Source organism: Vibrio sp. 1249-1 (assembly GCF_033340495.1).
Map to the genome: position 1 here is coordinate 1 of NZ_JAWOWJ010000352.1, position 824 is coordinate 824.

1 protein-coding gene is annotated in these 824 nt (G+C 46.7%); it reads right to left on the reverse strand.

Annotated features, from left to right (window positions below; all coding sequences use genetic code 11):
• Positions 1-824 (reverse strand): catalase (locus R7Z50_RS26310; protein ID WP_318149588.1); only part of this gene is annotated, 824 nt, incomplete at both ends.

The window sequence follows — 824 nt, forward strand, 5'->3', positions numbered from 1 at the left end:
TTAGCAATCAGATCGCTTCTGTCTTGTTCATTCATGCTGCGGTACAACACGCCAGCTTGGTAGAAATCTCGTGGTTTACTGATCGCTTTTTGCTGAACCGTACCTACGAGCTTGGTTTCTACCGCTTTAAACTGATTGTCTTCAGCCAAGTTAAGCTTACGGCTTGGTTCATAATTTACGTCCCCATTGCTCAGCTGCGCGTTATTGCTCAAACCATTTTGATTATGATTACTAACAGACGTTAACGGACGGTTCACTGGCAGCTGGAACAAGTTCGCGCCTAAGCGGTAAAGCTGAGTGTCAGCGTACGCAAACAAACGGCCTTGCAACAAACGGTCTTCCGATGGCTCAATACCTGGGATCAGGTTTGAAGGTGCGAATGCCGACTGTTCGGTGTCTAAAAAGAAGTTTTCCGGCAGACGATTAAGCGTCATGGTGCCCACTTTGCGATCCGGTACATTCAACCACACTTTGGTTGCATCAAGGCCGTTGTAATCCAACTTGCTTAATGCTTCTGGCGACAACACCTTTACGTACAGATCCCACTTAGGGTAGTTTCCGCGACCAATTTCGGCATACAAATCATTCGTAAGGTGATTGAAGTCTTTACCCTGCATTTCCGTCATTTCATTAGGACGAAGACTCTTAATGCCTTGTTGGCTCTTCCATTGGAACTTCACATAGTTCACATCACCTTGTTGGTTGATCCACTTGTAAGCGTGAACGCCAAAGCCATCCATTGTGCGATAGCTCGCTGGCGCACCAAGATTGCTGTACACCCAAGTCAGCATGTGAGTCGCACTTGGTTCATGGCTAAAAAAGTC